The sequence below is a fragment of the Sanguibacter gelidistatuariae genome (assembly GCF_900096585.1).
GTDB classification, from domain to species: domain Bacteria; phylum Actinomycetota; class Actinomycetes; order Actinomycetales; family Cellulomonadaceae; genus Sanguibacter; species Sanguibacter gelidistatuariae.
On record NZ_FMYH01000008.1, the window covers coordinates 120,674 to 146,113 of the forward strand.

The 25,440-nt window shown below is 70.8% G+C and carries 23 protein-coding genes; 13 read left to right on the forward strand and 10 right to left on the reverse strand.

All coding sequences use genetic code 11. From position 1 onward, the window contains the following. The first annotated feature begins 50 nt into the window (after nt 1-50). The 4 genes from BLQ50_RS15935 (at nt 51) to BLQ50_RS15950 (ending at nt 6,722) form a co-directional block, all read left to right on the forward strand. Nucleotides 51-1,046 (forward strand): ABC transporter ATP-binding protein, encoded by a 996-nt coding sequence (locus BLQ50_RS15935; RefSeq protein WP_093185796.1) that lies wholly within the window; start codon nt 51-53, stop codon nt 1,044-1,046. Further along, nucleotides 1,043-1,846 (forward strand): ABC transporter permease, encoded by an 804-nt coding sequence (locus BLQ50_RS15940; RefSeq protein WP_093185799.1) that lies wholly within the window; start codon nt 1,043-1,045, stop codon nt 1,844-1,846. The genes BLQ50_RS15935 and BLQ50_RS15940 overlap by 4 nt, the downstream gene beginning before the upstream one ends. A 246-nt stretch (nt 1,847-2,092) precedes the next feature. Continuing rightward, a complete protein-coding gene (locus tag BLQ50_RS15945) occupies nt 2,093-5,950 on the forward strand; it encodes a multifunctional oxoglutarate decarboxylase/oxoglutarate dehydrogenase thiamine pyrophosphate-binding subunit/dihydrolipoyllysine-residue succinyltransferase subunit (RefSeq protein ID WP_425424110.1) in 3,858 nt (1,285 codons plus the stop codon). Between the two features lie 148 nt (nt 5,951-6,098). Further along, on the forward strand, nt 6,099-6,722 hold the full coding sequence (locus BLQ50_RS15950) for a GDSL-type esterase/lipase family protein (RefSeq protein ID WP_245701314.1): 624 nt from the start codon (nt 6,099-6,101) through the stop codon (nt 6,720-6,722). A 238-nt stretch (nt 6,723-6,960) separates the two neighbouring features. On the opposite strand, the gene BLQ50_RS15955 is transcribed toward BLQ50_RS15950, so the two are convergent. Beyond that, nucleotides 6,961-7,818 (reverse strand): DUF4097 family beta strand repeat-containing protein, encoded by an 858-nt coding sequence (locus tag BLQ50_RS15955; protein ID WP_093185807.1) that lies wholly within the window; start codon nt 7,816-7,818, stop codon nt 6,961-6,963. A gap of 95 nt (nt 7,819-7,913) precedes the next feature. After that, nucleotides 7,914-9,002, reverse strand: coding sequence for a type IV pilus twitching motility protein PilT (locus BLQ50_RS15960; protein ID WP_093185951.1), 1,089 nt, complete (start codon nt 9,000-9,002; stop codon nt 7,914-7,916). A 168-nt stretch (nt 9,003-9,170) separates the two neighbouring features. Between BLQ50_RS15960 and BLQ50_RS19355 the strand changes: the two genes are divergently transcribed. Continuing rightward, nucleotides 9,171-9,245, forward strand: coding sequence for a 50S ribosomal protein bL37 (locus BLQ50_RS19355; RefSeq protein ID WP_099052597.1), 75 nt, complete (start codon nt 9,171-9,173; stop codon nt 9,243-9,245). A gap of 106 nt (nt 9,246-9,351) precedes the next feature. Here the strand turns inward: BLQ50_RS19355 and rsrA are convergent, their stop codons facing one another. Then, on the reverse strand, nt 9,352-9,597 hold the full coding sequence (rsrA, locus tag BLQ50_RS15965) for a mycothiol system anti-sigma-R factor (protein WP_093185809.1): 246 nt from the start codon (nt 9,595-9,597) through the stop codon (nt 9,352-9,354). Next, on the reverse strand, nt 9,594-10,328 hold the full coding sequence (locus tag BLQ50_RS15970) for a sigma-70 family RNA polymerase sigma factor (RefSeq protein ID WP_425424109.1): 735 nt from the start codon (nt 10,326-10,328) through the stop codon (nt 9,594-9,596). Before BLQ50_RS15970 ends, rsrA begins: the two co-directional genes overlap by 4 nt. Before the next feature lie 204 nt (nt 10,329-10,532). Here BLQ50_RS15970 and BLQ50_RS15975 point away from each other — a divergent pair, with 204 nt between their 5' ends. The 5 genes from BLQ50_RS15975 to hisN all read left to right on the forward strand — a co-directional run bounded on the left by BLQ50_RS15975 (nt 10,533) and on the right by hisN (nt 15,133). Beyond that, entirely contained in the window at nt 10,533-11,078 is a 546-nt protein-coding gene (locus tag BLQ50_RS15975; RefSeq protein WP_093185957.1) for a ferritin, read from the forward strand. Between the two features lie 216 nt (nt 11,079-11,294). After that, complete coding sequence (locus BLQ50_RS15980) at nt 11,295-11,780, forward strand: DoxX family membrane protein (protein WP_093185812.1); 486 nt, start codon at nt 11,295-11,297, stop codon at nt 11,778-11,780. A 141-nt stretch (nt 11,781-11,921) separates the two neighbouring features. Beyond that, complete coding sequence (aroA, locus tag BLQ50_RS15985; protein ID WP_093185814.1) at nt 11,922-13,253, forward strand: 3-phosphoshikimate 1-carboxyvinyltransferase; 1,332 nt, start codon at nt 11,922-11,924, stop codon at nt 13,251-13,253. Between the two features lie 4 nt (nt 13,254-13,257). Then, entirely contained in the window at nt 13,258-14,292 is a 1,035-nt protein-coding gene (rsgA, locus tag BLQ50_RS15990) for a ribosome small subunit-dependent GTPase A (protein WP_093185817.1), read from the forward strand. A gap of 37 nt (nt 14,293-14,329) precedes the next feature. Continuing rightward, a complete protein-coding gene (hisN, locus tag BLQ50_RS15995; protein ID WP_093185819.1) occupies nt 14,330-15,133 on the forward strand; it encodes a histidinol-phosphatase in 804 nt (267 codons plus the stop codon). A 67-nt stretch (nt 15,134-15,200) separates the two neighbouring features. Here hisN and BLQ50_RS16000 read toward each other — a convergent pair whose 3' ends face one another. From BLQ50_RS16000 to BLQ50_RS16010, 3 genes are read right to left on the reverse strand one after another with little or no spacing between them, the layout of a single operon-like run. Then, nucleotides 15,201-15,683 carry a DUF6912 family protein gene (locus BLQ50_RS16000; protein ID WP_093185822.1) on the reverse strand — a complete coding sequence of 161 codons (483 nt, stop codon included), beginning with the start codon at nt 15,681-15,683 and terminating at the stop codon, nt 15,201-15,203. Nucleotides 15,684-15,687: 4 nt separating this feature from the next. Further along, nucleotides 15,688-17,175: a CpaE/TadZ family protein gene (locus BLQ50_RS16005; RefSeq protein ID WP_175559165.1), complete on the reverse strand. Its 1,488-nt coding sequence runs from the start codon at nt 17,173-17,175 to the stop codon at nt 15,688-15,690. 8 nt (nt 17,176-17,183) lie between these two features. Further along, on the reverse strand, nt 17,184-17,834 hold the full coding sequence (locus BLQ50_RS16010; RefSeq protein ID WP_093185824.1) for a hypothetical protein: 651 nt from the start codon (nt 17,832-17,834) through the stop codon (nt 17,184-17,186). A 174-nt stretch (nt 17,835-18,008) separates the two neighbouring features. Between BLQ50_RS16010 and BLQ50_RS16015 the strand changes: the two genes are divergently transcribed. Further along, a complete protein-coding gene (locus tag BLQ50_RS16015) occupies nt 18,009-18,224 on the forward strand; it encodes a helix-turn-helix domain-containing protein (protein WP_093185827.1) in 216 nt (71 codons plus the stop codon). An 81-nt stretch (nt 18,225-18,305) separates the two neighbouring features. Here BLQ50_RS16015 and BLQ50_RS16020 read toward each other — a convergent pair whose 3' ends face one another. Further along, nucleotides 18,306-18,974 (reverse strand): hypothetical protein, encoded by a 669-nt coding sequence (locus BLQ50_RS16020; RefSeq protein WP_093185829.1) that lies wholly within the window; start codon nt 18,972-18,974, stop codon nt 18,306-18,308. A gap of 201 nt (nt 18,975-19,175) precedes the next feature. Between BLQ50_RS16020 and BLQ50_RS16025 the strand changes: the two genes are divergently transcribed. Both BLQ50_RS16025 and BLQ50_RS16030 read left to right on the forward strand, forming a co-directional pair. Next, entirely contained in the window at nt 19,176-20,345 is a 1,170-nt protein-coding gene (locus BLQ50_RS16025) for a LysM peptidoglycan-binding domain-containing protein (protein ID WP_093185832.1), read from the forward strand. 89 nt (nt 20,346-20,434) lie between these two features. Further along, nucleotides 20,435-21,022: an Rv3235 family protein gene (locus BLQ50_RS16030; protein WP_139185855.1), complete on the forward strand. Its 588-nt coding sequence runs from the start codon at nt 20,435-20,437 to the stop codon at nt 21,020-21,022. Between the two features lie 115 nt (nt 21,023-21,137). On the opposite strand, the gene secA is transcribed toward BLQ50_RS16030, so the two are convergent. Then, nucleotides 21,138-23,936 carry a preprotein translocase subunit SecA gene (gene secA, locus BLQ50_RS16035; protein WP_093185837.1) on the reverse strand — a complete coding sequence of 933 codons (2,799 nt, stop codon included), beginning with the start codon at nt 23,934-23,936 and terminating at the stop codon, nt 21,138-21,140. 169 nt (nt 23,937-24,105) lie between these two features. Continuing rightward, nucleotides 24,106-25,326 carry a winged helix-turn-helix domain-containing protein gene (locus BLQ50_RS16040; protein ID WP_245701315.1) on the reverse strand — a complete coding sequence of 407 codons (1,221 nt, stop codon included), beginning with the start codon at nt 25,324-25,326 and terminating at the stop codon, nt 24,106-24,108. Nucleotides 25,327-25,440: the final 114 nt, after the last annotated feature.

The following is a 25,440-nucleotide window of genomic DNA, read 5'->3' on the forward strand; positions in this document are numbered from 1 at the left end:
GCTCGCCGGACGAGTTGTTATAGTGTGGATAGAACAAGTACCATCGGCGCATGGAACCTCCCGGCCAGGATCAGGGCACCGTCAGTGTCCGCAACCTCACCAAGCACTTCGGCGCCGTCCGCGCCGTCCAGGACCTGAGCTTCGACATCCGGCCGGGGCGGGTCACCGGCTTCCTCGGGCCCAACGGCTCGGGCAAGACGACCACCCTGCGGATGCTGCTCGGCCTGGCCACCCCCACGAGCGGGACCGCGACGATCTCCGGGCGGCCCTACGCCCAGATCGCCCAGCCGCTGCGCGAGGTGGGCGCCGCCCTCGAGGCGACCAGCTTCCACCCCGGCCGCACCGGCCTGGACCACCTGCGCACCTACGCTCCCTACGCCGGGGCCGACGACGCTCGCTGCCTCGCGCTGCTCGAGCAGGTCGGCCTGGGCCAGGCCGCCCGACGACGGGTCGGCGGCTACTCCCTCGGCATGCGCCAGCGCCTGGCCCTCGCCACGACTCTGCTCGGAGACCCGCAGGTGCTGCTGCTCGACGAACCGTCCAACGGCCTCGACCCCGAGGGCATCCGGTGGCTGCGCGGGTTCCTGCGTCACCTCGCCGGGCAGGGCAAGACGGTCCTCGTCTCCAGCCACATGCTCTCCGAGGTCCAGCAGTCCGTGGACGACGTCGTCATCATCGCCGCCGGCCGGCTGATCCACGCCTCGTCCATGGACGAGCTCAGCGCTCTCGCCTCCACCTCCATCCAGGTGACCTCCCCAGACGCCGCCGGCCTGGGGAAGCTGCTCGCGGCCCGGGGCTGGACCCCGCGCCCGCCCGTCACCGACGCTCCTGCGGAAGGCACCGCCGTCGAGCAGGGTGCCGCAGTCGAGCGGGGTGCCGCCACGGTCGAGCTCGACGACGTCACCACGGCCGAGTTCGGCGCCGCGGCCTTCTCCGCCGACCTGGAGATCCATGCCCTCATGGACAAGTCAGAAGGGCTCGAAGACATCTTCCTGCGAATGATCGCGACCGACTCCGGCTCGAGCTCCGACGGAGCGAAGCGATGAAGGCCTCACTGATCAGTGAGTACCGCAAGCTCATCACGACCCGCATGTGGTGGATCCTGCTGATCGCCATGGCCGGGTACATGGCCTTTCTCGGCGCGGTCATGGCCTGGTCCATCACCTCGGCCCCCGTCGATCCGTCCTCGCCCCTGCCCCCGGTCACCCCCGAGCTCATCCTGAGCTCGGTGTACTCCACGGCCGCGACCTTCGGCTACGTCTTCCCGGTGATCATCGGCGCGCTGTCGGTGACCGGGGAGTTCCGGCACAAGACGATCACCCCCACCTTCCTCGCCGAACCGAACCGGCTACGCGTGCTCTGGGCCAAGCTGGGGGCGTCCGTGCCGATCGGCGCGTTCTACGGCCTCGCCGGCACGCTGAGCACCGCGGCCGCAGGGGCGGCCGTCCTCGCCGTCACGGGGCACCCCACCCTGCTCGGCGACGGCGAGACCTGGGCCGCGCTGGGACGTTCGGTCCTGGCCCTCACGCTCTGGGCCCCGGTCGGTGTGGCGCTGGGCGCCCTCATCATCAACCAGGTGGTCGCGATCATCGTCGTGCTCGTCTACACCCAGTTCCTCGAGGCGATCCTGCGCCTGGGCCTGACGAGCATCGGCGACGCGGGAGCTACGATCTCGACCTACCTGCCCGGCGCGGCCAGCGAGGCCATCGCCGGCGGGAGCATCTACACCTCGATCGGGATCGGAGAGCTGCTGCCATGGGGAGCGGGGGTCGCCGTGCTGGCCGGCTACGCGGTCGTGTGCTCCATGATCGCCGCGTTGACCACGTTGCGCCGGGACGTCGCCTGATATACCCGTCCCAGACGATTCCGACACCCTCTTTGGACGATCCCCAGACTCTCGTTGCCCGACGTTTGCCTGCTCCTGATGCGCAAGGTGAACTTAGGGAAAGTGACCAGGTGATAAGCCCCACTTCAGTCCGACGGGTAGGTCTTTAGGCCCTAGGCTGGGGACGTCTATTACCGCGCCATGCGGTAGCGATCTGTGGTGAAAGTGGGCGATCCGAGCGTGTCCTCGAATGCTGAGTCAGAGTCGATCAGCGCGGTGAGCGCCATCTTCGGCGCCAACGAGTGGCTTGTCGACGAGTTGTACGAGCAGTACCTCCAGGACAAGAACGCGGTCGATCCCGCATGGTGGGACTTCTTCGCGAGCTACCAGCCCGGCGGATCGGACGGGGCCGCGGCTCCGGTGACCCCCGCGCCAGCTGCTTCCGCTCCGGCCGCAGCTCCCGCTCCGGCCGCAGCTCCCGCTCCGGCCGCAGCTCCGGCGGCGGCTCCGGCCAGCGCGCCAGCCGCGCCCGCCACCACGCCGTCGGCCACCACGCCCGCCGCGAGCGGCTCGCACGGCGAGCAGGCAGCCCGCCAGGCGCAGAAGGTGCAGATCGCAGCCGAGGCGCAGGCCGCGCCGATCGTCGCGGACTCCCCGACGTCGCCCCCCGTGGCGACCGCGCAGCCGTCGACCGCCCCCTACGCGGAGGTCGCCAAGACCAAGCACAAGCCGGAAGCCTCCACCCAGGCCGACGACGTGCAGAAGCTGCGCGGCCCCTCCGCGCGCGTCGTGGTCAACATGGAGTCGAGCCTGGGGGTGCCCACCGCGACGTCGGTCCGCGCCATCCCGGCCAAGCTCATGGTCGACAACCGCATCGTCATCAACAACCACCTCATCCGTGGTCGCGGCGGGAAGATCTCCTTCACCCACATCATCGGCTTCGCCCTCGTCGAGGCCCTCGCCGAGATGCCCGCCATGAACGCCGGCTACACGCTGCTCGACGGCAAGCCCGCCGTCATGCACCCGGCACACGTCAACCTCGGCCTGGCGATCGACCTGGCCAAGCCGGACGGCACCCGCCAGCTCCTCGTGCCGAGCATCAAGGGCACGGAGTCGATGGACTTCGCCCAGTTCTGGGCCGCCTACGAGGACGTCGTACGCCGCGCGCGCGGCAACAAGCTCACGGTCGAAGACTTCCAGGGCACGACGATCTCGCTCACCAACCCCGGCACGATCGGCACCGTGCACTCCGTCCCGCGCCTCATGGCCGGGCAGGGCACGATCATCGGCGTCGGCGCGATGGACTACCCGGCGGAGTTCGCCGGCGCCTCCCTCGAGCAGCTCTCCCGGATGGCGATCTCGAAGGTCCTGACGATCACGTCGACCTACGACCACCGCATCATCCAGGGTGCACAGTCCGGTGACTTCCTGCGCATCCTCGGCGTCAAGCTGCTCGGCCAGGACGGCTTCTACGACCGCATCTTCTCGTCGCTGCGCGTCCCCTACGAGCCCGTGCGCTGGGTCCGTGACAACACGATCGACGCCGACGCCGAGGCGGCCAAGCCCGCGCGGATCGCCGAGCTCATCCACTCCTACCGCTCCCGCGGTCACCTCATGGCCGACACCGACCCGTTGGCCTACCGCCAGCGCAAGCACCCCGACCTGGACGTGCAGACGCACGACCTCACCCTGTGGGACCTCGACCGGGTCTTCCCCACGAACGGGTTCGGCGGCACCAAGAAGGCGACCCTGCGCGACATCCTCGGTCTGCTGCGTGACTCCTACTGCCGCACGATCGGCGCGGAGTACATGCACCTGGCCGACCGCACGCAGCGCAAGTGGCTCCAGGCGCGCCTGGAGGCCGGCTACGAGCGCACCCCGCGCGAGGAGCAGCTACGGATCCTGCGCAAGCTCAATGCCGCGGAGGCCTTCGAGACGTTCCTGCAGACGAAGTTCGTCGGCCAGAAGCGCTTCTCCCTCGAGGGCGGGGAGTCCGTCATCGCCCTGCTCGACGCGGTCCTGTCCGGGGCGGCTGAGGCCGGCCTCGACGAGGTCTGCATCGGCATGGCCCACCGCGGCCGTCTGAACATCCTCGCCAACATCGCCGGCAAGAGCTACGCGCAGATCTTCTCCGAGTTCGAGGGCAACCAGGACCCGCGGACCGTGCAGGGCTCCGGAGACGTCAAGTACCACCTCGGCACCGAGGGCACGTTCACCTCCGAGTCGGGCGCGAAGACCAAGGTCTACCTCGCGGCGAACCCCTCCCACCTCGAGGCCGTCGACCCCGTCCTGGAAGGCATCGTCCGTGCCAAGCAGGACCGGATCGACCTGGGCGGCGACGGGTTCTCCGTGCTGCCGATCCTCATCCACGGCGACGCGGCCTTCGCCGGCCAGGGCGTGGTGACCGAGGTCCTCAACCTCTCCCAGCTGCGCGGCTACCGCACCGGCGGGACCGTCCACGTCATCATCAACAACCAGGTCGGCTTCACGACCGGCCCAGCCTCCTCGCGTTCCACGCTGTACTGCACAGACGTGGCCAAGGGCCTTCAGGTGCCGATCTTCCACGTCAACGGGGACGACCCCGAGGCCGTGGTCCGGGTCGCCCAGCTCGCCTTCGAGTTCCGTGAGCAGTTCGACTCCGACGTCATTATCGACATGGTGTGCTACCGCCGCCGCGGTCACAACGAGGGCGACGACCCCTCGATGACCCAGCCGCTCATGTACAACCTCATCGAGGCCAAGCGCTCGGTCCGCAACCTCTACACCGAGAACCTCGTAGCCCGCGGTGACATCAGCGTCGCCGAGGCCGAGCAGGTCCTCGCCGACTACCAGGCCCAGCTCGAGCGGGTCTTCACCGAGACGCGCGAGGGTGGCTACACCCCGCCGGCCGAGTCCGAGCCGATCGCCGGCCTGGAACGCCCGGAGTCCCAGCGCACCGACGCCGGGACGATGGTCGGGTGGAAGACCGCGACCAGCCAGTCCGTGCTGGACCGCATCGCCCACGCCCACATCACCCCGCCGGAGGGCTTCACGGTCCACCCCAAGCTCAGCCAGCTGCTCGACAAGCGCGCCAAGATGTCGAGCGAAGGCAAGATCGACTGGGGCTACGGCGAGATCCTCGCCTTCGGCTCCCTGCTCATGGAGGGCACGCCCGTGCGCCTCTCCGGTCAGGACTCGCGCCGCGGCACCTTCGTGCAGCGCCACGCCGTCATGCACGACCGCGAGACCGGCGCCGAGTGGACCCCGCTGCTGTACCTGTCCGGGCACCAGGGGAAGTTCTGGGTCTACGACTCCTCGCTCAGCGAGTACGCGGTCCTCGGCTTCGAGTACGGCTACTCCGTCGAGCGTCCGGACGCCCTCGTCCTCTGGGAAGCCCAGTTCGGTGACTTCGTCAACGGTGCGCAGTCGATCATCGACGAGTTCATCTCCTCCGCCGAGCAGAAGTGGGGCCAGAACTCCTCGGTCGTGCTGCTCCTGCCGCACGGCTTCGAGGGGCAGGGGCCAGACCACTCCTCCGCCCGCCTGGAACGCTTCCTGCAGCTGTGCGCCGAGGACAACCTCACGGTGGCCTTCCCGAGCACCCCGGCCTCCCACTTCCACCTGCTGCGCCGCCAGGCCTACGCCCGTCCGCGCCGCCCGCTCGTGGTCATGACCCCGAAGTCGATGCTCCGCCTCAAGGCAGCGGCGTCGGCCCCCGAGGACTTCACCACGGGAACGTTCCGCGAGATCATCGGGGACGACGCGGCCGCCGCACGCGCCGCGTCGGGTGAGTCCTTCGACCGGGTGCTGCTGTGCTCGGGCAAGGTCTACTACGACCTGATCGCCCACCGCGACAAGACCGGTGACACCGCGACGGCGATCGTCCGGCTCGAGCAGCTCTACCCGCTCGAGGGCGCCCAGCTGCGCGAGGCCATCGCCCCATTCGGCCAGGCCGAGCTCGTGTGGGTCCAGGACGAGCCCGAGAACCAGGGCGCATGGCCGTTCATCGCGCTCAACGCTCCGGCGGAGATCGGCCGCCCGATGCGGGTCGTCTCCCGCAGCGCCTCGGCCTCACCGGCGACCGGTTCCGCGAAGAAGCACCTCACGGAGCAGACCGAGCTCGTCGAGGCGGCCTTCGCCCGCTGATCACACGGCCACCCGGCGGGGCGCGCCGCACGCTTCGGCGTGTTAGCGCACCCCGCCGTCGTGTTTCTCCCCGACAATGGCACAGTGCCTTGAACAGGCACGGTGCACGTCAACCGGCACATCCGCCCGACCTGATTGGGAGTCCTCCGTGACCACGCCATCCCCGGACCAGCTGCGCATCTGCGTCGTCGGCGACGAGCTTGCGGCCGGGGTAGGCGACCCCAAGGGCCTGGGTTGGCTGGGCAGGGTCACCGCACGCACGCACGCGCCGTCGCTCACCATGGTCTTCCCGCTCGCCGTGCCCGGCGAGACGACGACGGCACTGAGCGCCCGCTGGGAGGGTGAGTTCAACCGTCGAGCCTCGAGCGACGCCTCGGTCGACCAGCGCATCGTCGTCGCCCTGGGCCGCTCGGACCTCGCAGCCGGCCTCACCCTGGCCCGCAGCCGCCTCAACCTGGCCAACATCCTCGACGTCGCCGACGACCGCCGGATCCCCGCCTTCGTCGTCGGCCCGCCGCCGGGGCTCACCGCCGACCGGGACCGGCTCGGCGAGCTGTCCGCAGCCTTCGCCGACGTCGCCAATCGGCGCCGGGTGCCCTACGTGGACACCTTCACCCCGCTGGTCAACCACGAACAGTGGCTCGGCGACCTCGCCGCCAACGGGTCCGTCTACCCGGGCCAGGCAGGCTACGGCCTGATGGCCTGGCTCGTCCTGCACACCGGCTGGTACCGCTGGCTCGGCCTGCCCGACGACGAGGCCTCAGGCACGTAGCAACCCCCGGCCAAGTCCAGGCCCGGTCCCGGCCACCCCCGGCCGGCTCCCCGACTCAGCCCCCGCCCCTCCTGCCGATAGGTGTCCGAATTCCGCCCTCTTCTAGCCGAGAAAGGGGCGGAATTCGTACACCTACGGGATGGCTGCGGGCGGATCGACCGTCGGCTGGGCAGGACCGGGCGGGGCTGGGTGTGCGGCGGGGCTGAGGGGTGCGGCGGGGCTGAGGGGTGCGGGGCGGCTAGTCCTCGTGAGAGACGACGACACCGCCGGAGACCGAGTTCGCGGTGAGGAACACCGTCGCGCCCGGCTCGGTGTGCTCGACGAGGGCCGTACGCCCGCCCAGGCCCGTGGCCTGGCGCAGGTCCGCGCCGTCGAGGGCGATCGTGCCGGTCACGCTGCGCACCCGCAGATCGACCCCGGCATCGGCCGGGACCCGCAGAGCGACGCGGGAGGACACCGTCTTCGTGGTGATCACGCTGGCTCCGGACGCCGTCTCGATGCTCACCGCGCCCGAGACGGTGGTGACATCCGCGCGGCTCAGCTGGCCCGCGAGGTGGATGGGCCCAGTCCCCGTCTTGACGCTCACCGGTCCGACCTGCCCCGTGCTCGAGACGCGCCCGGCGGCTGTCGAGACCGAGACCGGGCCGGTCACCCCGACCGCCTCGACGCTGCCGTCGACCGTGGTCACCGTGACCGGCGCGGTCACGTCCTGGACGCTCACGTCGCCTCGTACGGTCGTCACCCTGATCGCGGCCGTGCGGGGTGCCCGGACGATGATGTCCGCGGAGTCCTTGTCCCGCAGTCCCTTGACCCGGTCCACGATCCCCTCGATGCCGGTGAAGTCGTAGGACACCTTGAAGGTGTCGTCGGTCAAGGTTGCGGCGAGCGGCCGGTCGGAGATGGAGACGACGTCGAGCTCGATGTCGAGGCGGTCATGAGCCTCGACCCGCACTGACCCGGCGTTGATCGACACGACGACCGAGGTGACCGGTCCCGCGCCCTTGGTGAAGGCATCGGTGCCGCCGTCGCTCGCGTTGGCCGCGATCGTCGTGCGCAGCGATCGTGCTTCGGCGATGACCCAGGTCTCGTTCCTCATGCGTGCTCCTTCGTCGCGGTGTCCACCCACCGTAGACCGGCCGCATGGCCGTGACAACGGAGGTGGCGCAGCGTTGGCCTGCGTAAGCAGAACGGTCAGGCGAGCAGGCCCGCGCCGCGCAGCTCGACCGTGAGGTCCTGCGGGTTCGTCGAGGCGCCGCACGCCTCCTCGTAGGTGATGACGCCGTCCCGGACCAGGTCGAAGAGGTGCTGGTCGAAGGTCTGCATCTTGTAGTACTCGCCGTCCTTGATGAGGTCGAAGAGCGGCGGGTTGTCGGCGGGGTTGACGATCGCCTCGGCCGTGCGCCCGGTGTTGACCATGACCTCCGAGACCACGCGGCGGCCGCCGCCGTCGGCCCGGCGCACGAGGCGCTGGGAGACGATACCGCGCAGGGCCTGGGACAGCGCGGTGCGCACCTGGGTCTGCTCGTGCGGTGGGAAGAAGTCGACGATGCGGTTGATCGTCTCCTGCGCGTCGATCGTGTGCAGGGTGGACATGACCAGGTGGCCGGTCTCGGCGGCCTGGAGCGCGGCGCGAACGGTCTCGGCGTCGCGCATCTCGCCCACGAGGATCACGTCAGGGTCCTGGCGCATGGCGGCGCGCAGCGCGGAGTTGAAGTCGGCGGTGTCGTGACGCACCTCACGCTGGGAGATGATCGCCTTCTTGTCGGAGTGCAGCACCTCGATCGGGTCCTCGATCGAGATGATGTTCACCTCGCGCAGGGTGTTGATGAGGTCGACCATCGAAGCCAACGTCGTCGTCTTGCCGGACCCGGTCGGCCCGGTCACCAGCACAAGGCCGCGCGGCTCGAGGGCGAGCTCGCCGACCACCTCGGGCAGGCCGAGCTCGGAGATCGACAGCACGCCCTCGGTCACCCGGCGGAAAACCATCCCGACGTGCCCGCGGGCCTGGTAGGCGTTGACACGGAAGCGCCCGACGCCGTCCAGCTGGTAGGCGAAGTCCGCCTCGTGAGTGCGTTCGAAGTCGTCCAGGAACGAGTCCGGGAGCACCTCGGAGAGCATGCTGATGGTGTCTTCGGGCGAGAGCTCAGGAGCCTGCAGACGGCGCAGGCGCCCGTCCACCCGGACGCGAGGAGCGGACCCGACCTTGCAGTGCAGGTCGGAGCCACCCGTGCTGGCGAGGGCGTGCAGGAGCGGGATGACGGACTGGCGCGGTTCACTCACGTCCCCGTTATCGGCACCTGGGCCGCGCCACTTGAGGGCCGCGGACGCACGCGTGACGGCCCACACACCGAGCCGCGTGCGGGACACCCCCGGATTTGTGGGACCATAGTAGCCAGGCACGTGCGGCCACACGCGCGGCTTCCAGTCCTTCGATTCGAGGAGATCACTATGAGCAAGCGCGGACGCAAGCGTCGTAGCCGTAAGGGCAACGCAGCGAACCACGGCAAGCGTCCCAACGCCTGATTCGCGTTGTGAGCATGCAGAAGGGCCCCGTCGCAGTAGCGACGGGGCCCTTTGTCATGTCCGGCGGGGCGTGTCCGGCGGGGTCGTGACCTGTACGGTCACGGGCTCAGCCCTGGGCGGACAGCTTGGTGATCTGCAGGTGGATCTTGACCCGCAGGTGCTCGGGGGCCTGCTCCGTGCAGGAGCGCCGCAGCAGCCGCTTGACCAGCTCGTCGATGCTCAGCTCGGCCAGGCACGGAGAGCACTCCGCGACGTGCGCCCGCATTCGCTCGGCGTCGTTGTCGGTCATCTCCGAGTCGAGGTACTCGAAGAGATGACCGATGACGTCGTCACAGTTGTCGTTGGTGCTCACCGCACATCCTCCTGACCGTCTTGCCCTGCTCCGGAGGAGCCCTTGTGCTCCGCGCCGGTGAATCCACGTTCGACCGCATAGTCGTTGAGCAGCTCTCGCAGCTGCGCCCGCCCCCGGTGCAGCCGCGACATGACCGTCCCGATCGGCGTCCCCATGATCTCGGCGATCTCCTTGTAGGGGAACCCCTCGACATCGGCCAGGTACACCGCGATCCGCCGGTCTTCGGGGATCTCCTGCAGCGCACGCTTGACGTCGGAGTCCGGGAGCCGATCCAGCGCCTCGGCCTCGGCCGAGCGCAATCCGATCGACGTGTGCGAGGCGGCCCGGGCGATCTGCCAGTCCTCGACGTTCTCTGCCGCGGACTGCAACGGCTCACGCTGCTTCTTGCGGTAGGTGTTGATGAAGGTGTTGGTGAGGATCCGGTACAACCACGCCTTGAGGTTGGTGCCCGGTCGGTACTGGTGGAACGCGGCGAACGCCTTCGCGAAGGTCTCCTGGACCAGGTCCTCGGCATCGCTCGGGTTGCGCGTCATGCGCAGGGCGGCGGAGTACAGCTGGTCGAGATGGACGAGCGCGTCACGCTCGAACCGCTGGGTCCGCTCGGTGTCGCCCTCGGCCTCGGGCGCGCGGTTGGTGTCCTCAGTCATCACCGCCGAGCCTAGTGCCATGGGCCTCTCCCTGCCTGCACGCGTGCCCGTCCGGGGGCCGCTCTCCTCTAGAACACAAGTCACACTGCTTCAACACACTCGCACCCGTCGTCATTCCCAGACAGGAGCCGGACGGTCCTTGCGCCTCACCGGCCGGTCCTCGCGCCTGCGGCAGGTCTCCCCAGGTCAGCCGCCGCGTCCGGGGAGCCGAGCCAGCCAGGGTGAGCACTACCTGGGTGACCGGTCTCACCAGGCCAGGACGCGGCGTCGGGCACTACGGTGGACCTCATGACGACGACAGCCACTGACTCCCAGTTCCTCTCCCTCCTGCGCGCCCAGGTCGGCCACGAGCTCGACGCCCACCAGCAGTACATCGCGATCGCGGTGTGGTTCGACAGCGAGGACCTGCCCCAGCTCGCCGCGCACTTCTACCTCCAGGCCGTCGAAGAGCGCAACCACGCGATGATGATCGTGCAGTACATGCTCGACCGCGACATCCGCGTGACCATCCCCTCCGGCGGCGCCGTCCGCAACGAGTTCGCCTCGGTGACCGAGCCGCTGCAGCTCGCCCTCGACCAGGAGAAGCAGGTCACTGACCAGATCGAGGCGATCTTCCGGGCTGCCCGCGCCGAGGGCGACGCGCTCGGCGAGCAGTTCCTGCTGTGGTTCCTCAAGGAGCAGGTCGAGGAGGTCGCCTCGGCCAACACGCTGCTGACGATCGCCCACCGCGCCGGGGACAACCTCTTCGACATCGAGAACTACGTGGCCCGCGAGCAGGTCGGCGACTCCGGCCAGTCGTCCGACGCCCCCTCGGCCGCCGGCGGCGCGCTCTGACCTGACGCATCCTGGCGCGATGGCGCCGGGCGACGTCGGTCTCGTCTGGCCCCGGCGCGCCAGCCCAGTCCTGGGCGGCTCTGCGAGAGCCCCTCGACGGGGTCGTATCCAGGGACCGTGGGCGCCGCCCTCTGGGTGACTGAGGGCGGCGGAGACAGCAGGGCACGGCCGACGACGATACAGTGACCTGGACACACGCCTGTAGGGAGACCACCGATGTTGCTCCGCAAGATTGCCCGTCCGCTGCTCGCCACATGGTTCATCCATGACGGGCTCGACGCCGCGCGCCACCCCGCCGTGCACGTCGTCACCGCGCGCCGTCCGGCAGACCAGGCCACCGGCGCGCTCGGACGGGCCCCGCTCACGGACCGCCAGCTCCGCACGCTCGTCCAGGTGCACGGTGGGCTCACCGTCGCGGCCGGGCTTGCCCTCGCCGTGGGCCGCGTGCCTCGCCTCGCCGCACTGTCCCTCGCCGCGCTCTCCCTCCCGCTCGCGGTCGCCGAGCAGCCCTTCACCCCGGGTCCGCGTACCCGGGCCGCGCGGACCGAGCCCTTCGTCCGCCGTCTCGGCGCGATCGGCGCGGCGCTGCTCGCCGGCGTCGACTCCGAGGGGCGCCCGGGCATGGCCTGGCGCATCGAGCACGCCCGTGCCGAGCGCGTGGCGACGAAGTCCGCCGAGAAGAAGGCCGCCAAGAAGGCGTGACGCCGGTCCGCCGACGAGCGTGCCGCTGACCATCGCGCTGCCCGACGCGGCGCTGTCGGTGACTGGCTCAGCCAGCCCGACGCCCGACGCCACCCGCGAGACCAGGACCCTTGCCGCGGCCAGGTGCAATAACCTTGGGGCATGACGACGACCTCTTCTGGCCTTGACCTGTGGACCGCGCCGACACTCACCCCGGCGCCCGGGCAGCTCAACGCGACGGTCGAGGTGCCAGGGTCGAAGTCGCTGACCAACCGCTACCTGGTGCTGGCGGCCCTCGCCGACGGCCCGGGCGTGCTGCGCGGTGCGCTGCGCAGCCGTGACACGGACCTCATGGTCGAGGCCCTGCGCGCCCTCGGCGCGACCATCACCCAGGGCTCGACGCCGAGCGAATGGTTCGTCACCCCGGGCACCAGCGTGGGCGACGTAACCATCGACTGCGGCCTCGCCGGAACCGTCATGCGCTTCATCCCCGCGGTCGCCGCCCTGGCCAGCGGACGGATCACCCTCGACGGCGACGCCGGGGCCCGGGTCCGTCCCATGGGCCCCATCCTCGACGGGCTCCGCGGCCTGGGCGTGCGCGTGAACGACGGCGATCGCGGCCTGCTGCCCTTCACGATCACCGGGTCCGGCGCGGTGCGCGGCGGCTCAGTCGACGTCGATGCGTCCGCCTCGAGCCAGTTCGTCTCCGGGCTGCTGCTCGCCGCCGCCCGCTTCGACCAGGGCCTCACGCTGCGCCACACCGGCACCACCCTGCCGAGCCTGCCGCACATCGACATGACCGTGGCCCTGCTGCGCGAGGCCGGGGTCGAGGTCGACGACTCCCGTCCGGCCATCTGGCAGGTGCGCCCCGGGCCGATCACCGGCCGCGAGGTGCGCGTGGAGCCCGACCTGTCCAACGCGAGCCCCTTCCTCGCAGCCGCGCTGGTCGCCGGGGGAACCGTCCGCGTTCCCGGCTGGCCGACCCAGACCACCCAACCCGGCGCGATGGTCCCCGAGATCTTCACCGCCATGGGCGCCACCACGAGCCTCGACGGCGACGTGCTCTCGGTCACCGGAACCGGCGTGATCCACGGGATCGACATCGACCTGCACGCCGGAGGCGAGCTTGCCCCGACGATCGCCGCGCTGGCCGCGCTCGCCGACTCCCCCAGCCGCCTGCGTGGGATCGCGCACCTGCGCGGGCACGAGACCGACCGGTTGGCCGCGCTCGCGATCGAGATCACCCGGCTCGGCGGGCAGGTCGAGCAGACCAGCGACGGCCTGGTGATCACCCCGCGCCCGCTGCACGCCGGCGTCTTCCACACGTACCACGACCACAGGATGGCCACCGCCGGCGCGATCATCGGGCTGCGCGTGCCCGGGGTCGAGGTCGAGAACGTCGACACGACCGCCAAGACCCTGCCCGGCTTCACGGGCATGTGGCTCGCGATGCTGGGCGCGGAACCGTCCTCGACCGACGGGCCGGCGATCTGACCTGATGTCCCGCCGCCCCACCGACGAGTCGGACTTCCATTCCCGCCCCAGCAAGCGCGGGAGCCGTCCCCGGACGAAGACCCGTCCGGACCACGACGACGCCGTGACCGGCCTGGTCACCGGCGTGGACCGGGGCAGGTACACCCTGCTGATCGACGAGAACCTCCCGGATGAGCACTCGATCTCCGCGATGAAGGCCCGCGAGCTCACCCGCAACCGGGTGGTGTGCGGGGACAAGGTCGACGTCGTCGGAGACACGACCGGGGAAGACGGCACCCTCGCCCGGATCGTGCGGATCACCGACCGCAAGACGGTCCTGCGCCGCACGGCCGACGACACCGACCCCTACGAACGGATCATCGTCGCGAACGCCGACCAGCTGGTCATCGTGACCGCGCTGGCTGAGCCCGAGCCCCGCACCCGGATGATCGACCGCTGCGTCGTCGCCGCCTACGACGCCGGCATGGACGTGCTGCTCTGCCTGACCAAGAGCGACCTGGCCTCCCCCGACGCGCTGCGCGCCCTGTACGAGCCGATCGGGGTGTCCGTGGTGACCACCTTCCGCGACGAGGACGGGGCCATCACCCCTCTCGACGAGGTGCGGGCGGCCCTCGCCGGACGCATGTCGGTGTTCGTGGGGCACTCCGGGGTCGGCAAGTCCACCCTGGTCAATGCGCTCGTCCCCGGTGCCCGGCGCACCGTCGGGGTCGTCAACGACGTCACCGGCCGAGGCCGGCAGACGTCGACCTCGGCGGTCGCCCTGCGCCTGCCCGACTACGACGGCGAGCGCGGCTGGGTGATCGACACCCCCGGTGTGCGGTCCTTCGGGCTCGCTCACGTGCAGATCGAGAACCTGCTCACGGCCTTCGACGACCTCGCCGAGGTCGCCGAGGAGTGCCCACGCGGGTGCACCCACCTCGAGGGCTCCCCCGACTGCATGCTCGACGACTGGGTCGCCACGGCGCCCGACGAGTCCGTCCAGGCGGCCCGTGCGGCGCGCCTGGACTCCTTCCGCCGGCTCCTCACAGCGCGCGCCTAGTCGCTGGTCACCGCCGCGCACCGCTACGGTGAGGACTATGATCGCGCGCCCCCAGTACGACGACGACCTCCGCCTCGCTCTTGTCATCGCCGACCAGGTCGACTCCTTGACCATGTCCCGGTTCAAGGCCCTCGACCTGCGCGTGGAGACCAAGCCGGACCACACGCCCGTCTCCGACGCCGACCGCTCCGCCGAGGAGATCATCCGTGGTCAGCTCGGCCGGGCCCGCGGGCGCGACGCGATCCTGGGCGAGGAGTTCGGGGCGACCGGGCACGGCTCGCGGCGCTGGATCATCGACCCGATCGACGGGACCAAGAATTTCGTCCGCGGCGTACCGGTGTGGGCCACGCTTATCGCGCTGGCCGAGGGTGACGACATCGTCGTCGGCGTGGTCAGCGCGCCCGCGCTCGGCCGGCGCTGGTGGGCGGCGAAGGGCACCGGGGCGTGGACGGGTCGGTCGCTCGCCGCGGCGAGCCGGCTGCGGGTCTCCGGTGTCAAGGACATCGCCGACGCGTCACTGTCCTACTCGAGCCTGAGCGGCTGGGACGAGCGCGGCAAGCTCGACCAGTTCGTCGACCTCACCCGGCAGGCCTGGCGGACCCGCGCCTACGGCGACTTCTGGTCCCACATGCTCGTGGCCGAGGGGGCCGTGGACGCCGCGATGGAGCCCGAGCTGGAGCTCTACGACATGGCCGCGCTCGTGCCGATCGTGACCGAGGCGGGCGGGCGGTTCACGTCGCTCGATGGCACGGACGGGCCCTACGGCGGGAACGCGCTCGTCACGAACGGGCTGCTGCACGACCACATCCTGGCGGCGTTGGGCGATCGGCCGCAGCGCTGAGCTGACCCGACCAGTCGCGGTCGGCGCGGCAGGCGGTCGGCGCGGCAGGCGGCGGGCAACGCCGCCGTCAGCGCGGGATCGCAGCGATCTCGGTCGCGTCGTACCAGAGCAGGTCGCGGTCGGCGAGTCGCTCGATGGCGTCGTCGTCGCCTCCCATGACGGCCTCGATGTCGGCGGCCGCATCGGGCTCGTCGACATGGACGCAGACGATCTTCACGCCCGTGACCTGCTCGGTGATCTCGACCGCGCTCGGTGCGAGGTCGTCGTCCTCACCCGCAGGAAGCGGCCGCACGGCCGCGTCGGGGACGTCGACGGAGATGACCACCCGCAGCCATGGGACCGAGGGCCCGGAGGCGATCACCACGAGAGAGTCGTCGGCCGCGGCTAGCTGGGCGACATACTCGACCTCCTCGAGGTCGTCGATCCCCTCCGCGGCGAGCTCGGCCACGAGCGCCGGCGTCGCGGCGTGCGCGCGGCGTGGGGAGAGCGTGATCTTCGCTGTGGTCAGGGCATCGAGCTCGGCAAGCGTCGAGGGGACGTAGAGGCGCATGGCCTTAGTGTGCCACCGTCGGAGACCACGGCGCCGCAGCGGTCGGCCTCCTGGCCGACGTCGACCCCGCGCGCGGGGAGCCCGCCACCGGCGCCCGCTCCTGCACCGCGACCGCCAGGTCGGTGATCGCCCGTCGCACGGCCGACGACGGCGCGGACTCCGCGAGCGTCCGCCCGGCCAGCAGCGCGGTGTCGCACGCCGTCTGGTCGTCGGGCACGAGGTGGACGTCGCCGACGTTCGCGTACCGCAGGAGCGTCTCCCGCAGCACCGGGCCGGGGCTGCGCCCCACGACCGATGCGCGCACCCGGTTGACCACGACGACCGGATCGGCCGTCTCCCCCACATCGGTGCTGCGCAGGTCGTCGAGGGCCCGCACGAGGCGCTGCACGCTGACCACGTCGGCGCCCCCGACGACGACCACGACGTCGGCGGCGGCCAGTGCGCTCAGCGTCGCGGCGTTGCGCTGCGGAGCCCGGGTGTCGTAGGTGAGCATCTCGTCGCACTCGAGCGCGAAGCCGCAGTCAATCACGGTCCACCGGGCGAGCCGGCGGCACTCCTGCCAGACGACCTCGAGGCTCGCGGCGGACAGCTCGGGCCACCGACCGGCCCGGGCGATGCCGGTGAGGATGCGCAGCCGCGGGCCGATCGACGGCGTCATCATGGCCAGCTGGTGCAGGGTCAACGCCCCCTGCCCGGCGGCCCGGCACGCGGCGGCGATCCCGGAGGACTCGTCCAGCAGGCCGGTCATCTGCGCCAAGGCCCCGGAGTAGGTGTCAGCGTCCACGAGCAGCCCGGTGTCACCGGTCGGCGTGGCCGCGCGGCCACGCCGCCGGGCGGCGGGTGGCGCCACAAGCTCGGCGGCGAGGTTGAGCGCGATCGTCGACCGCCCCGGCGCACCGGTCGGCCCCCAGACCGCGACGACCGTGCCGTCGCGGTCTGCCGGGCCGCCGTCGGACGCGCCGTCTTGCCCGACGCCGTGGCCCGGGTCGATATCGGGGCTGCGGCCGGGGCTGTGGGTGAAGGCGGAGGAGCCAAGCATGACGTGGTCGAGGCCGTTCTCGCCGGCCCAGCCGAGGTCACCCCGTGCGGCGGGCAGGTCAGCGGCTCGGGCAGCCACGGACCTGACCAGGTCGAGCAGGCGAGTCGTGACCTCGGTGTCGATCACGACCGCGTCTGCGCCGATGGCACGCATCCTCTCGTGCTGCCAAGGGTCATCGGGGCACAGGGCCACGACCCAGGTACCGTCGGAGTGCAGGGCCGCCACAACCGGGCGGTCGAGCCCGACCAGGTCGGCGGAGACCACCGCCACCCGGCAGAGCCCGGACGCCGACGCTGCCAGCATCTCCGCGACGTCGGCGCAGCGGCGGGTCAGGTCGACCTGACCCGGTGCGCCGGCCAGTATGGCGACCGCGGTCGCCTCGATCGGGCCGATCACGGCGCACAGGACGGTCAGCGGCCCGTCGCCCTGGGCTGAACCGACTGTTGCGCCCACCGCCGAGCTCACAGGTCCGGTCCCGGGACGGCCATGATCGCGACCGTGCCACCTCCGGCGAGGGCTGCGAGGATCTGCGGCAGGGCCTCGCTCGGAGCCAGAACATGGACGGTCGGCGCGCCGCCCGCCATCAGGCCGCTGCCTCGCTCACCCAGCTCGGCGACCACGAGGCCCTCGGCCAGGACCTGGGGCTGCGCCGCGGCGGGGGCGCCGCTCTGCGCCGGCGGCACCAGCCAGAGGTCCACGGTGGATCCCGCGGTGACCTTCGAGGAGAGCGTCTCGGTGACCGGGATCGCGACCGACCGGTAGTCGAGCGCCTCCGCGGAGCCGGCCGCACTGCGTGCCAGGAGCTCACGCTCACCGACTGTGCGCAGCGCGACGAGCCCCTGGGGAGGGTCGTCGGTCACGGGATAGTAGAGGTCGAGGTCGTCTCCCAACCGGACGTCGACCGCGACCAGGTCCTGCGGGCCGATCGCGTCGCCCGGGGTGAGCGTGGTCGCCGCGGCGTAGACCGCGACCGTGCGGCCGGCGTCGGCCACCGCCCACGTCCCCAGCGCGACCGAAGCGGTGACGAGCAGGATGCCAAAGGCGAGGCGCGGGTCCCGCCAGGTCGGGCGGCGCAGGCGCGGGGCGACCGGTGCGGGCAGCTCAGCCGTCATCGTGTCTCCTCATGTGTGATGCTCGTGTGCGATGCGCACATCGGCGATCTCCGTCCTGACCCACCTGTTTGCCTCACATCCTGCCTGTTCATCGCCAACTCTGCGCGGTGCCTGTGGACAAGCACCTGTGTGGACAACGCAGTCCCGCGGTCACGCCCGTGCCAGACTGAACACATGTCGAACCGCTTCCTCACACTCGCTGACGTCACCGAGGCGCTGAACATCTCCGCGGCCCAGGCATACGCCCTCGTGCGGTCGGGCGACCTGCCCGCGATCCAGGTGGGCGGGCGGGGACAGTGGCGGGTCGAGGTGACCGAGCTCGAGGCGTACATCCAGCGGCTGTATGCCCAGACCCGGGCCAAGGTCGACGCCAACGGTTTCGAGGACTGACCGGCGGCTCGCGCTCGGTCGGGCGAACCCTCGGTGCGCCCGTGAGGTGCACACGGCTGATGGCATGCGCCGGGTCGACGGTCAGCGCGCCGAGGAGCCGATCAGCACGATGCTCGCCGTCCCGATGACGATCCGTCGGTCGCTCGCGCGTCTGCGCGCGCCCCAGTCCTGCCCCTGGTCCGGCTGAAGGTCGAGATGATCGCGCCCCACCCGGTCGATCCGGCCGTGGTGCTCGCGTGACGCCGTCTGCACGACGACAACCGCCCGGTCCCGGGACAGCCGGCGCAGGGCCTGCCCCAGACCAAGCATGCTCGGAACCGGCCGGGGGCCGGCCGCGGCCGAGCCGCCGGCAGTCTCTGCGGCGTCGGCCGCTCCCCGGGGCGGGCCGTCACGAGGTGGGCCTTCACGTGGTGGCCGGAGCCAGGTGCCCACCTCGCTAGCCGTCGGCGGTGCGGTGTCCGGTCCGAGGCCGGTCCACGACTCCACGGCCCGCAGGGGAAGGATCACCTCCCGCCCGGCGGCCGCGAGCAGGACCCACTCGGGAAAGACCTCACGGACCTCACCCTCCATGTCCTGACCGTTCACCAGCGCGGCCCGGACGGGCGTCCCACGGAGCCCACGGAGGCGGTCTGTGAGGGGGATCGTCGCGGCCTCGGCCCTGGTCAGGTCCGCGGCGACCGCGTGCACGTCGAGGGCGCGGGCCGCCTCGAGCTGAGCCTCGAGGTCCGCGAACAGCATCTCCCACCGCATGCGAACACTGTGCCGCAGGCTGGCCGCGGGCGCCTGCGGACGACCGCGGCGGACTGCACACGACCGGAGTGTCGTTCACGGCGTCATCCACACGGTCATCCACATCGCGGGCTATCGGTGGACAGACCGCCACTTCGTCGGCTTATATCGAGTGACATCAAGTTGCATCAAACAACATCAAAGATGATGTACGGAGATCCAATGTCACCCTCAGCTCTCGTCTCGCATCCTCGACGGCGCCCGATCGTGTCCGGATGGCGCCTCGCCACCGCCGGGCTCGCGGCGGTCGCACTCGCTGTCCTCGCCGGGCTCCTGGGGGCTCGTCTCGTCGCCACCTGGCCCGAGGTCGTGGCCGCCCGCGCCTGGTGGCAGACGCCGAGCGCTCTCGGGATCGACACCCTGGTCGCCGCACCGCTCCTGGCGCTGGGCACGGTGGTGGCCGCGTGGTGGTCCCTGAGCCTGCTGCTCATCACGGCCAGCCTGCTCGCCGGACGGGTGGGTCTGCGGAGCGCGATCCTCCTGCGGTGTATTCAGACCGTCGCTCCGCAGACGCTCCGCAGGCTCGCGGTGGCCGGAATCGGTGCGGGGCTGACCCTGTCGGCCCTGCCTGCCCAGGCCGCCGACGTACCGCCCGACCTCGGGTGGACGACCACCCAGCCTGCCCAGGCTCCAGACATCGCCGCGACGACGCTGTCAGCCGATGGTCAGCTCGCGGGCATCGATCGCGACGATGTCACGATCGACGGACGCGATGTCTCCGCAGTCGCGGTCAACACGGGCGGCGGTGATCTCAGGAGCCTCGGCGATCTCGCGTCGACCGAGGTCACCGACCCGACGAGCCTCGGCACACCCCGCACCCTGGCCGAGGGCCTCACCCACGAGCCTGCTCCTGCTCCTGCTCCTGCCGAGTACGCACGGCCGGGTGGGTCGAGCGCGCCGGGCTCGGATCGTCCGGGTGCACCGCTGCCGAGCGCATCTGCCACGCAGTCGGCGCCAACGCGCACCGCACCCGGAACGCCCGCACCGACCGGCACGGCACCAGCCTCCTCTGGACAGACGGGTAGCTCCACCGGCACCGGATCCTCCAGCGCCGCGCCGCCGGCTGCCGCTCCGGTCCGCCCGACGGCGCCACCGTCTGCGACGTCCCCAAGCCGAGACGGGACACCGAACCCGGCGTCCGGCACGATCGTGGTCGCCGAAGGAGACTCCCTGTGGCACCTCGCCGCGGTCGCGCTCCCGCCTGACGCATCGAACGCGCAGGTCGCGTCGTCATGGCACACCTGGTACGAGGTCAACGCCGCCGTGATCGGGGCGGATCCAGATCTTCTGCACCCCGGCCAGGTCCTCCAGATCCCCACTTCTACGGGCTGACGCCCGTCAGCCCGTCAGCCCGTCAGCCCGTCAGCCCGTCAGCCCGTCAGCCCGTCAGCCCGTCAGCCCGTCAGCCCAAGGAGCCTGTCATGAGCACACCCACGCTTCGCACCGCACCGCGTACGCCCGCCATTCTGGTGCCCACCAGGCGTTCCACGCCGCCGCGAGCAGAACCGATCGCCCAGCCGGTGCGAGCGCTGCACCGCACCGACTTCCTGCCGGCGCACCCGCTCACCACGGTCCAGCGGCGCAGGGGCGGGCTCCAGGAGTTCACGCACCACCCGAACGGCCCCTCCGAGCCACCCGCGCCGCCCACCACCGACCCCGGCGTACCGCTCGGGGATCCCACGGCCCTGTGCTGCGCGGTGGCCCATGCGGCGATGGAGTCCCTGCGTGGGATCCGTCCGCTCGCCCAGCTCGTCCGTTCCGTCTCGCCCGAGGTCTTCGACGCCCTGTACGCCCGCTGCCAGGTCCGCGAGCAAGCCCGCACCCGACCCGGCGCCCCACCGGTGTCCCAGTCACGTGCACGTGTGCGCCACGCGCGAGTGATCCGCATCGCCTCCGGTGTGGCAGAGGCCACCGTGATCGTCGACGACGTCGACCGGGTCCGCGCCGCGGCCCTGCGTGTGGAGGAGCATCGTGGACGGTGGTGGGTCGTCGTCCTGGAGATCGGCTGAGCCGCACGCCAGGCCGAGCACGCCAGGCTGCGCACGCGAGGCTGAGCACGCCAGAGGGCGCCCCCCAAACCGGGAGGCGCCCTCTGGCGTAGATCAGGACCCGTCAGGCGGCAGGTCAGCCCTGCTTCTTCTGCTTCGCGGCCTTGCGACGAGCCTCGCGGTTGCCGGTCTCTTCGCCCGCCTCGCCGTCGACCGTTCGAACACTCTTCGCGCCACCCGGGCCGCCGGTGATCACCTCGGCGTCGCCGTCCTCGCTCGGGGCCGTGTAGCTGAGCGGAACCTTGCGCTCGGGGCCGTCAAGACCCTTTGCCACGAGCACCGGCTCGGCCGCGCCACCCGCTGCACCCAGCGATTGCGCGACGGGGGTCCCCGCCACGGCGGCGGCACCAGCAGCGGTCACGGCCGGAGCGGCAGGCTCGACCTTGACCTCGAGGTTGAACAGGAATCCGACAGACTCTTCCTTGATCGCCTCGGTCATTGCCTGGAACAGCAGGAAGCCCTCGCGCTGGTACTCCACGAGCGGGTCACGCTGGGCCATCGCGCGCAGCCCGATGCCCTCCTTGAGGTAGTCCATCTCGTAGAGGTGCTCACGCCACTTGCGGTCCAGGACCGAGAGTACGACGCGACGCTCGAGCTGACGCATGTTCTTCTCGCCCAGCTCGCTCTCGCGGGCCCCGTAGGCGTGACGGGCGTCGGAGAGCACCTCGGCGAGGATGAGGTCGTGGGTGAGCGCGTCGACGTCTCCGGCCTGCTCCACGACCTCCTCGACCGTGATCGAGATGGGGTAGACCGCCTTGAGCGCGGTCCACAGCGCGTCGAGGTCCCAGCTGTCGGGGTGACCCGAGGCCGTGGCGCCCTCGATGTAGGCGGTCAGCACGTCGGTGATGAAGTGCTGAACCTGCTCTTCCATGTCCTCGCCGTCGAGCACGCGGCGGCGCTCGTCGTAGATGACCGTGCGCTGGCGGGAGAGCACGTCGTCGTACTTGAGGACGTTCTTGCGGATCTCGAAGTTGCGGCCCTCGACCTGACCCTGAGCGGACGCGATGCCGCGGGTGACGATCTTGGACTCGAGCGGCATGTCGTCGGGGAAGCCGACACGCTGCATCATCGACTCCGCGAGGCCGTTGCCGAACAACCGCATGAGATCGTCCTGCATCGACAGGTAGAACCGGGACTCGCCCGGGTCCCCCTGACGACCGGAGCGACCGCGAAGCTGGTTGTCGATGCGGCGGGACTCGTGCCGCTCGGTCCCCAGGACGTAGAGGCCACCAAGGTCGGCGACCTCGTCGTGCTCCTCCTGGACCGCCTGCTTCGCGGCCTCGATCGCTGCGGGCCAGGCGGCCTCATAGTCGTCGGGGGTCTCGGAGGCGTCCAGGCCACGCGAGGCGAGGTCGGCGATCGCGAGGAACTCGGCGTTGCCGCCGAGCATGATGTCGGTTCCACGACCGGCCATGTTCGTGGCCACCGTGACCGCACCCTTGCGCCCGGCCATGGCGACGATGGTCGCCTCACGGGCGTGCTGCTTGGCGTTGAGGACCTCGTGCGGGACGCCCTGCTTCTTGAGCTTGGACGCGAGCAGCTCGGACTTCTCCACGCTCGTCGTACCGACGAGGACGGGCTGACCGGCCGCGTGCCGCTCGACGATGTCCTCGACGACGGCATTGAACTTGCCGTCCTCGTTCTTGTAGACGAGGTCCGGCTGGTCGATGCGCAGCATCGAACGGTTCGTCGGGATCGGGACGACGCCGAGCTTGTACGTGCCGTGGAACTCCGCGGCCTCGGTGTCGGCCGTTCCGGTCATGCCGGCGAGCTTGCCGTAGAGGCGGAAGTAGTTCTGCAGGGTGATCGTGGCCAGGGTCTGGTTCTCAGCCTTGATCGCGACACCCTCCTTGGCCTCGATCGCCTGGTGCATGCCCTCGTTGTAGCGGCGTCCGGCCAGGATGCGGCCGGTGTGCTCGTCGACGATGAGCACCTCGCCCTTGATGACGACGTAGTCCTTGTCGCGCTTGAAGAGCTCTTTAGCCTTGATGGCGTTGTTGAGGAAGCCGATCAGCGGGGTGTTGAGGGACTCGTAGAGGTTGTCGATGCCGAGGTAGTCCTCGACCTTGGCGATGCCGGGCTCCAGCACGCCGATCGTGCGCTTCTTCTCGTCGACCTCGTAGTCCTCTTCCGCCACCAGGCGGCGGGCCACCCGTGCGAATTCGCCGTACCACTTGTCGGCGTCGCCCGAGGAGGGCCCGGAGATGATGAGCGGGGTACGAGCCTCGTCGATGAGGATCGAGTCGACCTCGTCGACGACGGCGAAGTTGTGCCCGCGCTGGACGAGGTCGTCGGTCGACCAGGCCATGTTGTCGCGCAGGTAGTCGAAGCCGAACTCGTTGTTCGTGCCGTAGGTGATGTCCTTGGCGTACTCCGCGCGGCGCTCGGCCGGGGTCTGGCCGGACAGGATGCACCCGGTGGTCAGCCCGAGGAAACGGAAGACGCGTCCCATGAGCTCGCTCTGGTACTGCGCGAGGTAGTCGTTGACCGTGACCACGTGCACGCCGTCGCCCGACAGCGCGTTGAGGTAGGCCGGCAGCGTCGCCACGAGGGTCTTGCCCTCACCGGTCTTCATCTCGGCGATGTTGCCCAGGTGCAGCGCTGCACCGCCCATGAGCTGGACGTCGAAGTGACGCTGGCCCAGGGTGCGACGGGACGCCTCACGCACCGCGGCGAAGGCCTCGGGAAGCAGCTCGTCCAGGGTCGCGCCCTCCGCGAGGCGTTCCCTGAACCGGTCGGTCTCCTCGCGGAGCTCTTCGTCGGAGAGCAGCTCGAAGCTGTCCTCGAGCGCGTTGACCTGCTTGGCCAGTCCGGACAACTTCTTGAGAATTCGACCCTCGCCGAAGCGTAGGACCTTCTCGAGGATCGCAGCCACGCAGTACTCCCGGTTCGAGTTTTCTTCGCTCTCTCGCCTGCTCCGAACGGCTCAGGCGGCATACAACTGCCCATCGTATGCGAGGAGCGGTGCTCCTCGTCACATCACGTCTCATTCCAGCCTCGACAACGGGCCTGACCAGGCCCGTTGTCGGGTCAGGCCGGGCCCGTCATCGGCCCGCCCGGGCCGCGCCGATCTCCCGCGCCAGGTCCGCGGCCAGATCCCCGCGGTCGGCCACCACGACCTCGGAGAGTTCGAGCCACCCGGCCAAGATCCCGAGCTCGTCGGCGAGCAGACGCGCGGTGCTCGCCGTCGCGAACGTGTCCCGGTGCGCCGCCTGCACGAGCAGCGTGCCCTCGCGCCGGTCGGCCTTGAGGTCGACCCGAGCGGTGATCCGGTCCCCTTCGAGGAAGGGCAGCACGTAGTAGCCATGCACCCGGTCCTTGGCCGGGACATAGATCTCGATCCGGTAGTGGGTGCCGAAGAGCTCGGCGAGCCGTCGCCGCTCGAAGATCAACGGGTCGAAGGGGCTGAGCAGGGTCCGGGCCGTCGCGGTCCGCGGCGTCGCCGCATCTCGGTGGACGAAGGTCTCCCGGTCCCATCCCTCGACCCGAACCGGCAGCAGGGCGCCGCCGTCGACGAGCTCCGCGATCGCCGCCCGCGGCGCCGGCCCCTTGAGCCGGAAATAGTCCGCGAAGCAGCGGGCCGTGCCCACCCCGTGCGCACGCGCACCGATCTCCACGAGCGCGCGGACGGCGTCGGCGTCGGAGACGGGAGCGGCCGCGAGCACGGTCGGCGGGAGGACCCGTGCAGTGAGGTCGTAGAGCCGCTCGAAGGCGTTGGTGCGTCCCGCCGCGGTGACCTCCCCGGTGAAGAACAGGAACTCCAGCGCCCGCTTGGCGGTGCTCCAGCTCCAGCCCCACGCGGACCGGTCACGGGGATGCGTCTCCACGAGCAGCGCCTCGACCTGGGTCGCGGTGACCGGGCCGTGGTCGCGCACGATCGCGCGGATCTCGATGATCTCGGCGCTGTGGTCCATCTCAGCCGCGCTGATCTGCCCCCACGCCTCGGTGCGGTATCTGCGTTGGCGCCACTCGAGCAGGCGATAGGTCTCGGGCGGGATGAACGACGCCTCGTGGGCCCAGTACTCCACGAGCCGGCGCGGCTCCATATGCGCGGCCCTGGTCAGCAGGGCCGGGTCGTAGGGCCCCAGCCTCGCGTACAGCGGCATGAGGTGGGCCCGGGCCAGGACGTTGACGGAGTCGATCTGCAGGAGTCCCAGGCGCGAGACGACGCGCTGCAGGCCGGCCATCGTGGCCGGCCCCTGGGGGCGCGGGCGGTGCAGGCCCGAGGCAGCCAGCGCCGTCCGGCGAGCCTGGGCGAGCGTCATGGTGCGTGCCGCCATCAGGTCTGGCCGGCAGGGATGGGGTGTGCGGCGGTCATGGCGTCATTGTGCACCGGGCCACCGACACGACGGCCGACAGCACGACGACGGCGCAGAACC

Bases quoted from the DNA above. Each gene is read 5' to 3' on its own strand.
- BLQ50_RS15935 (WP_093185796.1), top strand. From the start codon at position 51: ATGGAACCTCCCGGCCAGGATCAGGGCACCGTCAGTGTCCGCAACCTC.
- BLQ50_RS15940 (WP_093185799.1), top strand. From the start codon at position 1,043: ATGAAGGCCTCACTGATCAGTGAGTACCGCAAGCTCATCACGACCCGC.
- BLQ50_RS15955 (WP_093185807.1), bottom strand. From the start codon at position 7,818: ATGAGGAACGAGACCTGGGTCATCGCCGAAGCACGATCGCTGCGCACG.
- BLQ50_RS15975 (WP_093185957.1), top strand. From the start codon at position 10,533: ATGACGACGACAGCCACTGACTCCCAGTTCCTCTCCCTCCTGCGCGCC.
- BLQ50_RS15980 (WP_093185812.1), top strand. From the start codon at position 11,295: ATGTTGCTCCGCAAGATTGCCCGTCCGCTGCTCGCCACATGGTTCATC.
- aroA (WP_093185814.1), top strand. From the start codon at position 11,922: ATGACGACGACCTCTTCTGGCCTTGACCTGTGGACCGCGCCGACACTC.
- rsgA (WP_093185817.1), top strand. From the start codon at position 13,258: ATGTCCCGCCGCCCCACCGACGAGTCGGACTTCCATTCCCGCCCCAGC.
- hisN (WP_093185819.1), top strand. From the start codon at position 14,330: ATGATCGCGCGCCCCCAGTACGACGACGACCTCCGCCTCGCTCTTGTC.
- BLQ50_RS16000 (WP_093185822.1), bottom strand. From the start codon at position 15,683: ATGCGCCTCTACGTCCCCTCGACGCTTGCCGAGCTCGATGCCCTGACC.
- BLQ50_RS16010 (WP_093185824.1), bottom strand. From the start codon at position 17,834: ATGACGGCTGAGCTGCCCGCACCGGTCGCCCCGCGCCTGCGCCGCCCG.
- BLQ50_RS16015 (WP_093185827.1), top strand. From the start codon at position 18,009: ATGTCGAACCGCTTCCTCACACTCGCTGACGTCACCGAGGCGCTGAAC.
- BLQ50_RS16020 (WP_093185829.1), bottom strand. From the start codon at position 18,974: ATGCGGTGGGAGATGCTGTTCGCGGACCTCGAGGCTCAGCTCGAGGCG.
- BLQ50_RS16025 (WP_093185832.1), top strand. From the start codon at position 19,176: ATGTCACCCTCAGCTCTCGTCTCGCATCCTCGACGGCGCCCGATCGTG.
- BLQ50_RS16030 (WP_139185855.1), top strand. From the start codon at position 20,435: ATGAGCACACCCACGCTTCGCACCGCACCGCGTACGCCCGCCATTCTG.
- BLQ50_RS16040 (WP_245701315.1), bottom strand. From the start codon at position 25,326: ATGACGCTCGCCCAGGCTCGCCGGACGGCGCTGGCTGCCTCGGGCCTG.